Source organism: Streptomyces sp. MUM 203J, from assembly GCF_022414595.1.
GTDB lineage: Bacteria > Actinomycetota > Actinomycetes > Streptomycetales > Streptomycetaceae > Streptomyces.
In genome coordinates this window covers 38,775-46,588 of record NZ_JADWYO010000053.1, presented here as the reverse complement: position 1 = coordinate 46,588, position 7,814 = coordinate 38,775, and the positions used below count along the sequence as shown (strand labels likewise).

Genomic DNA, 7,814 nt, shown 5'->3' with positions numbered 1-7,814 from the left:
GGTACAGCGGCTCGCGTACAGCTGCGCGGAGGCGGTGGCGGCGCGGCTCAGGCCGGGAGTGACGGAGGTGCTGGCCGGGTGGCCCGCGTGGCTGCCGCTGCCGCCCGCCGCGTTCGGTGCCGGGCTGCTCGGGGCCTTCTCGTACGGGCACGAGTTCCGTTATCCGGTCCTCCAGCACGCGCTCGGGGCCGCTCCTCGCCGCCTCGGGCTGCTGCTGGCCAAGCTCGCCGTCACGGCCGGCGCCGCGCTGCTGCTGGCCGTGGCGGTTGGGGTGGTCAACCTGGAGGTGCTGCACCTCTTCTACGGGGGCGCGTTGATCCCCGTACCGGAGAACTGGCCCGAGGTGTGCGCGGCTTGGGCAGGGCTGCTGGTCGGGAGCGGATGGGCCGGGCTGCTCGCCGCCGGGCTGTTCCGGGCCACCGCCGCCGGCCCGGCGGCCGTCCTGGCCGTGCCGGTCGTGATCGCTCCGCTCGTCGAACGGGCCGTCGCGGGCCCTTCCCCCCGTTCGATCGCAGGGTTTCCGGCGCGGCTGTGGGAACTGGCCTCTGCGGACTGGCCGCGCGAGGCCGGTCACTGGCTGGACGGGGCCCTGCGGCCCATGGCTCAACCCATGGGCATCGCCCTCACGTTGTCGCTGTTCGCCCTGCTCTGCTCCTTTCTGCTTCAAGGGCTGCGGAGGAGCATCAGGAGGTGATCACTCGCGACCGGGTCCTGACCGACATGGCTCGATCCGGTTCAATCGGTCGCGGTGTCTTGGAATTTGCCCGCTTCCTTCCGATAAGGCGTCAATTGGGCAACGGGCACCGATCACCCTTTCGTGTGCTTTTCACCAAAGACCTCAAGGGGTCTGGAAGCCGCGCCGACAAAGGATGCGTGAGTACCCTTGCGCACACCATGATGACCGCCGCCCGCCCCACCGAGGCGCCCCTCGCGGCCCCGGGCGGACTGGACCGCTACCCCTACGCGGAGGCACCCGCCCCCGAGCGCCCCGCCGCGCCCTCCTGGGATGCCGGGGAAACGGAGTTGGGCCGTGTCGGCCGTCGCACCGCCGGCAGCCGGGGCCGCGGCCTCCACGGCCAACTCGTCCAGCAGCTAGGCCAGATGATCGTCTCCGGTGACCTGGGCGCCGACCGTCCGCTCGTCCCCGAGGAGATCGGCCAGCGCTTCGAGGTCTCCCGCACCGTCGTCCGCGAGTCGCTCCGGGTCCTTGAGGCCAAGGGCCTCGTCAGCGCCCGGCCCAACGTCGGCACCCGTGTCCGCCCGGTCGGGGACTGGAACCTCCTCGACCCCGACATCATCGAGTGGCGGGCCTTCGGGCCGCAGCGCGACGACCAGCGCCGTGAGCTGAGCGAGCTGCGCTGGACCATCGAGCCGCTCGCAGCCCGGCTCGCCGCCGGACACGGCCGCGAGGAGGTGCAGCGCCGTCTCGCCGACATGGTGGAGATCATGGGGCACGCCCTCGGCCAGGGCGACGCGATCACGTTCTCCCGTGCCGACGCCGAGTTCCACTCCCTCGTCATCCACCTCGCCGGCAACCGCATGCTGGAGCACCTCTCCGGCATCGTCTGCGCCGCCCTCCAGGTGTCCGGCGCCCCCACGATCAGCTGCGACCGTCCCGGCGAGTCCTGCGTGACCCACCACGCCCGGATCGTCGAGGCCCTCGCCGCCGGAGACGGGCAGGCGGCCGAGGCCGCGATGCGGCAGCTCCTCACCATCCAGCCCGAGGTGGAACGGGTCGTGCCCGCCCCGCGTGAGCACTGAACGGCGGACCGTGACCGGACGACCGGCGCGGCGAAGCGGAACGGAGGTGTGCCGCCGCTCCCCGGGGGTACACGGCCATGTCGGAACCGGTGGCGTCCGCCCGGCGGCGTCGCCGGAGCCGACCCGGCCCGGGCGAAGGTCGGGCGGCGGGGACTTCGGAGAGTCGGCGGTGTGATTGCGGAGGTTTCATCCGTTCCGTTCGCATTCACCTGTCCCGGGATGTGACTCGGGACACGCGAAATGGGCGTAACGCTCCGCGAAGCACCGCGATGACCTAAGAGGTGACAGCCGAGGAGGGAATACAGCCGCCGCACCCGGCGCTGTGCACCTCCGAGGTTCAGCCCGCGTCGTCGGCCATTCCCTGCCGACGGTCGTCGGCTCCGGCCCGATCATGGGCGGGGCCGGAAGCCGTTTCCCATCGTTCCGAGAGGTTGTTCGTGTCGGCCAGCACATCGCGTACGCTCCCGCCGGAGATCGCTGAGTCCAAGTCTGTGATGGCGCTCATCGAGCGGGGAAAGGCTGCTGGGCAGATCGCGGGCGATGACGTGCGTCGGGCCTTCGAGGCTGACCAGATTCCGCCCACACAGTGGAAGAATGTTCTGCGCAGCCTCAATCAGATCCTCGAGGAAGAGGGTGTGACGCTGATGGTCAGTGCAGCGGAGTCGCCGAAGCGCGCCCGCAAGAGCGTCGCAGCGAAGAGCCCGGCAAAGCGCACCGCCACGAAGACCGTCACCGCCAGGAAGACCGCGGCCAAGACGGCCGCGCCCGCCGCGGCGGCCACGGCCCAGAGCGCGGACGCCCCGGCCGAAGAGGCCGGTGCCACCCCCGCCAAGAAGACTGCCGCGAAGAAGACCGCGGCCAAGAAGACCGCCGCGAAGAAGACCGCGGCCAAGAAGACGACGGCCAAGAAGACCGCCTCCAAGAAGGACGGCGAGGAGCTGCTCGAGACCGAGGAACTGGTCGAGGACGTCCAGCCCGGCAAGGGCGAGGCCGAGGAGGAGACCGACGGCGAGGCCAAGGGCTTCGTGCTGTCGGACGAGGACGAGGACGACGCGCCCGCCCAGCAGGTCGCCGTCGCCGGTGCCACGGCCGACCCGGTCAAGGACTACCTCAAGCAGATCGGCAAGGTCCCCCTCCTCAACGCCGAGCAGGAGGTCGAACTCGCCAAGCGCATCGAGGCCGGTCTCTTCGCCGAGGACAAGCTGGCGAACGCCGACAAGCTGGCGCCGAAGCTCAAGCGTGAGCTGGAGATCATCGCGGAGGACGGGCGCCGCGCCAAGAACCACCTGCTGGAGGCCAACCTCCGGCTCGTCGTCTCGCTCGCCAAGCGCTACACCGGCCGCGGCATGCTCTTCCTGGACCTGATCCAGGAAGGCAACCTGGGTCTCATCCGCGCCGTCGAGAAGTTCGACTACACCAAGGGCTACAAGTTCTCCACGTACGCCACCTGGTGGATCCGTCAGGCGATCACCCGCGCCATGGCCGACCAGGCCCGCACCATCCGTATCCCGGTGCACATGGTCGAGGTCATCAACAAGCTCGCGCGCGTCCAGCGCCAGATGCTCCAGGACCTGGGCCGCGAGCCCACCCCGGAGGAGCTGGCCAAGGAACTCGACATGACCCCGGAGAAGGTCATCGAGGTCCAGAAGTACGGCCGGGAGCCCATCTCGCTGCACACCCCGCTGGGCGAGGACGGCGACAGCGAGTTCGGTGACCTGATCGAGGACTCCGAAGCGGTCGTGCCCGCCGACGCGGTCAGCTTCACCCTTCTCCAGGAGCAGCTGCACTCGGTGCTCGACACGCTCTCCGAGCGTGAGGCGGGCGTCGTATCCATGCGCTTCGGTCTCACCGACGGCCAGCCGAAGACGCTCGACGAGATCGGCAAGGTGTACGGCGTGACCCGTGAGCGGATCCGTCAGATCGAGTCCAAGACCATGTCGAAGCTGCGTCACCCGTCGCGCTCCCAGGTCCTGCGGGACTACCTCGACTGATCCGGTTCGGCCGGTTGTCTGCCGGAGGCCCGGCTCCTTTACGTAAAGGAGCCGGGCCTCCGGCGTTGCGCGGGGTGCGCGGAGCCCCTTTCTGTCTGACTCTGGGTGCACGACACGCCTCATAGAGTCAGGAGCCCGCATGCGCCGTAAGCGCCCTCCGCGTTCCGTGCCGTTGCTTGTCCCGCCACCCGCGCGGTCACGGCGGCCCCGCGGCCGGAGCAGGGCCGCTGCCGCCGTCCTCACCGCCACGGCGGCGGTCGTCCCGCTGCTGGTGCCGGCCGCGGCGAGCGCGGACAGCGTCGTCGTGGGCGGGCAGAGGGTCAGCGTCTCCGAGGCGCCGTGGGTGGTGGCGCTGTCCAGCCGTGACCGGTTCGGCCGAATCCGGGCCGGCCAGTTCTGCGGGGGAGTGGTCGTCGCGCCGACCAAGGTGGCGACCGCCGCGCACTGCCTGCTGGAGGAGGTGCTGGGCGTGGACCCGAACCAGATCAGCGACCTCAAGGTCATCGCGGGCCGCGCGGAGCTGCGGGGCGGGGGCGGGCGCGAGGTCGCGGTGCGGGAGGTGCGGATCAACCCCGCGTACGACCCGGAGAGCAACGAGGGCGACGCCGCCGTACTCACCCTCGCGGAGCCGCTCGACAGCCGCCATGTGCTGCCTGTGGCCCCCTCAGGAGACCCCGTGTACGAGCCGGGGACGGAGGCGCGGGTGTACGGCTGGGGTGACACGACCGGACTCGGGACGTACTCGTACGCGCTCCGCTCGGCGGCGGTCGGGGTGCTGCCGGACGAGGCCTGCGCCCGGGCCTATCCGGGCACGGCCGGGGTGCGCTACCTGCCCGAGACGATGCTGTGCGCCGGAGATCCCGGGGGTGGCGGGCGTGACGCCTGCCAGGGCGACAGCGGGGGCCCGTTGGTGGCCGGCGGGCGGCTCATCGGGCTTGTCTCCTGGGGCAGCGGCTGCGGGCGGGCGGACAGCCCGGGCGTCTACACGCGGGTGGCCACGGTCCTGCCGGACCTGTAGCCGCAACCCGCCGCGCCCGTCGCCGGGACTGCGGGCGGTGCCCAAGGCCCCGGTTCCGGTGATTCAGGCCGGAGCGGGGGTACGACGGCGGGCGGCCTCCCCAGGGTGAGGGGACGGCCGCCCGTCGGGCCGGTCCTGGACCGGCTGCCGCTCGTCGTGGATGCGCGTGTCAGCGGTCCTCGGTGGCTGCGCCGGCCGGCACGGTCGTGAGCCGGTCCGTCTCATCCTGTATCTCCGCGGCGACCTTCTTCAGCTCGGGCTCGAACTTGCGACCGTGGTGGGCGCAGAAGAGCAGTTCGCCACCGCTGGTCAGCACGACGCGCAGATATGCCTGGGCGCCGCAGCGGTCGCAGCGGTCGGCGGCCGTCAGCGGGCTCGCGGGGGTCAGAACAGTAGTCACGTCGCCTCTTCTCTAGCTCGACGAGCTGTCGTACCAGGGACAACATCCAACCAGGCCGAAAACGTTCCCGCTCGCGGCTTTTCCTCGAAAGTTTTTCCAAGGAGGCTGGCTGCTGCCGGTTGGCGGCGAATGAGCCGTATTGCTGTGTCGCTCTGCGTTACGGGTTTCGCGTTGTCTGTCTCGTCCGTCCTCCCGGCCGGGTTGCCGGTTGTGCATGAGGACGTGCCCGGAGCCTAAATGGTTCATGCCTGGAAGGGAACGTGATGTCCACGTCACCCGTACGGGTGATCGAACGCTCGTACGACTCTGGACTAGCATGAGGTTTCGCGAGGGTGGCGTGACAACGGCTCTACCAGGCCTCTGTACGCTCTGAGCGGCGACCGACGCCGACCCTTACCCCGTGGGGCCCGTACTCAAATTCAGCGAGGAGCGAACCGCGTGACCGCCGAAACGTCCGTTCCGTCCAGTGCGCTGCTGACCGCAGACCGTGACGGTTCCAACTACACCGCGCGGCACCTGCTCGTCCTGGAGGGACTAGAGGCGGTGCGCAAACGGCCCGGGATGTACATCGGGTCCACGGACAGCCGCGGCCTGATGCACTGCCTCTGGGAGATCATCGACAACTCCGTCGACGAGGCCCTCGGCGGCTACTGCGACCACATCGAGGTCGTCCTGCACGACGACGGGTCGGTGGAGGTCCGTGACAACGGCCGGGGCATCCCCGTCGACGTGGAGCCGAAGACCGGGCTGTCCGGCGTCGAGGTCGTGATGACCAAGCTGCACGCCGGCGGCAAGTTCGGCGGCGGCTCGTACGCCGCCTCCGGCGGCCTGCACGGAGTGGGCGCCTCCGTCGTCAACGCGCTCTCGTCGCGGCTCGACGTCGAGGTCGACCGGAGCGGAGCCACCCACTCCGTCAGCTTCCGCCGCGGCGTCCCCGGCATGTTCACGGAGTCCGGTCCCGACGCCCCCTTCGACCCGTCCGGCGGCCTGCGCAAGGGCAAGCGCGTCCCGAAGACCCGCACCGGCACGCGCGTACGGTACTGGGCGGACCGCCAGATCTTCCTCAAGGACGCCAAGCTCTCCCTGGAGACGCTGCACCAGCGGGCGCGCCAGACCGCGTTCCTGGTGCCCGGGCTCACCATCGTCGTCCGGGACGACCGCGACCTGGAGGGCATCGGCAAGAGCCAGGAGATCTTCCGGTTCGACGGCGGCATCAGCGAGTTCTGCGAGTTCCTCGCCCAGGACAGGCCCGTCTGCGACGTGCTGCGGCTGTCCGGGCAGGGCACCTTCAAGGAGACCGTGCCCGTCCTCGACGAGCGCGGCCACATGACACCCACCGAGGTCACCCGGGAACTCGGCGTCGACGTCGCGCTGCGCTGGGGCACCGGCTACGACTCCACCGTCCGGTCGTTCGTGAACATCATCGCCACCCCCAAGGGCGGCACGCATGTCACCGGTTTCGAACGCGCCGTCACCAAGACGGTCAACGAGGTGCTGCGCTCCGCCAAGCTGCTGCGTGTGGCCGAGGACGACATCGTCAAGGACGACGCCCTGGAGGGCCTCACCGCCGTCGTGACCGTACGGCTGGCCGAGCCGCAGTTCGAGGGCCAGACCAAGGAGGTGCTGGGCACCTCCGCCGCCAACCGGATCGTGGCGAACGTCGTCGCCAAGGAGCTCAAGGCCTTCCTGACCTCCACCAAGCGGGACGCCAAGGCCCAGGCCCGCGCCGTACTGGAGAAGGCCGTCGCCGCGGCCCGCACCCGCATCGCCGCCCGCCAGCACAAGGAGGCCCAGCGCCGGAAGACCGCTCTGGAGACCTCCTCCCTGCCCGCCAAGCTCGCGGACTGCCGCAGCGACGACGTCGAGCGCAGCGAACTCTTCATCGTCGAGGGCGACTCCGCGCTCGGCACCGCCAAGCTCGCCCGCAACAGCGAGTTCCAGGCGCTGCTGCCCATCCGCGGCAAGATCCTCAACGTCCAGAAGTCGTCCGTCTCGGACATGCTGAAGAACGCCGAGTGCGGCGCGATCATCCAGGTCATAGGGGCCGGGTCGGGCCGGACCTTCGACCTCGACGCCGCCCGCTACGGCAAGATCGTGCTCCTGGTCGACGCCGACGTCGACGGTGCGCACATCCGCTGCCTGCTCCTCACGCTCTTCCAGCGCTACATGCGGCCCATGGTGGAGGCCGGGCGGGTCTTCGCCGCCGTGCCGCCGCTGCACCGGATCGAGCTGGTCCAGCCCAAGAAGGGCCAGGACAAGTACGTGTACACGTACTCGGACAGCGAACTGCGCCAGACTCTGCTGGAGTTCCAGCGCAAGGGCGTCCGCTTCAAGGAGTCCGTCCAGCGCTACAAGGGCCTCGGCGAGATGGACGCCGACCAGCTGGCCGAGACCACCATGGACCCGCGCCACCGCACCCTCCGCCGCATCAACATCGGTGACCTGGAGGCCTCCGAGCAGGTATTCGACCTGCTCATGGGCAACGAGGTGGCGCCCCGCAAGGAGTTCATCACCAGCTCCGCGGCCACCCTCGACCGCTCCCGTATCGACGCCTGAGGCCCTCCCCGGGGCGCTTGCGTCGCAGCATCTCTCGAAGCCCATCGGCCGGAACACTGCCCGGCTGATGGGCTTCATGCATCCAATA

At 70.1% G+C, this 7,814-nt stretch carries 5 protein-coding genes and 1 pseudogene; 5 read left to right on the top strand and 1 reads right to left on the bottom strand.

Going from position 1 to position 7,814, the window contains the following annotated elements:
- The 4 genes and pseudogenes from I3F58_RS22775 to I3F58_RS22760 all read left to right on the top strand — a co-directional run.
- Nucleotides 1-694 (top strand): annotated as a pseudogene (locus I3F58_RS22775) (ABC transporter ATP-binding protein); the annotation flags it as partial.
- A gap of 125 nt (nt 695-819) precedes the next feature.
- Nucleotides 820-1,761, top strand: coding sequence for a FadR/GntR family transcriptional regulator (locus tag I3F58_RS22770; protein WP_308355056.1), 942 nt, complete (start codon nt 820-822; stop codon nt 1,759-1,761).
- A 437-nt stretch (nt 1,762-2,198) separates the two neighbouring features.
- Complete coding sequence (locus I3F58_RS22765; RefSeq protein WP_240110518.1) at nt 2,199-3,752, top strand: RNA polymerase sigma factor; 1,554 nt, start codon at nt 2,199-2,201, stop codon at nt 3,750-3,752.
- A 139-nt stretch (nt 3,753-3,891) separates the two neighbouring features.
- Complete coding sequence (locus tag I3F58_RS22760; RefSeq protein ID WP_240110517.1) at nt 3,892-4,770, top strand: trypsin-like serine protease; 879 nt, start codon at nt 3,892-3,894, stop codon at nt 4,768-4,770.
- A 169-nt stretch (nt 4,771-4,939) separates the two neighbouring features.
- Here I3F58_RS22760 and I3F58_RS22755 read toward each other — a convergent pair whose 3' ends face one another.
- On the bottom strand, nt 4,940-5,170 hold the full coding sequence (locus tag I3F58_RS22755) for a hypothetical protein (protein WP_240110516.1): 231 nt from the start codon (nt 5,168-5,170) through the stop codon (nt 4,940-4,942).
- A gap of 438 nt (nt 5,171-5,608) precedes the next feature.
- Between I3F58_RS22755 and I3F58_RS22750 the strand changes: the two genes are divergently transcribed.
- Complete coding sequence (locus tag I3F58_RS22750) at nt 5,609-7,726, top strand: type IIA DNA topoisomerase subunit B (RefSeq protein ID WP_240110515.1); 2,118 nt, start codon at nt 5,609-5,611, stop codon at nt 7,724-7,726.
- The last annotated feature ends 88 nt before the right edge of the window (nt 7,727-7,814 follow it).

Coding starts and splice junctions, on each gene's coding strand:
- I3F58_RS22760 (WP_240110517.1), top strand. CDS start 3,892: ATGCGCCGTAAGCGCCCTCCGCGTTCCGTGCCGTTGCTTGTCCCGCCA.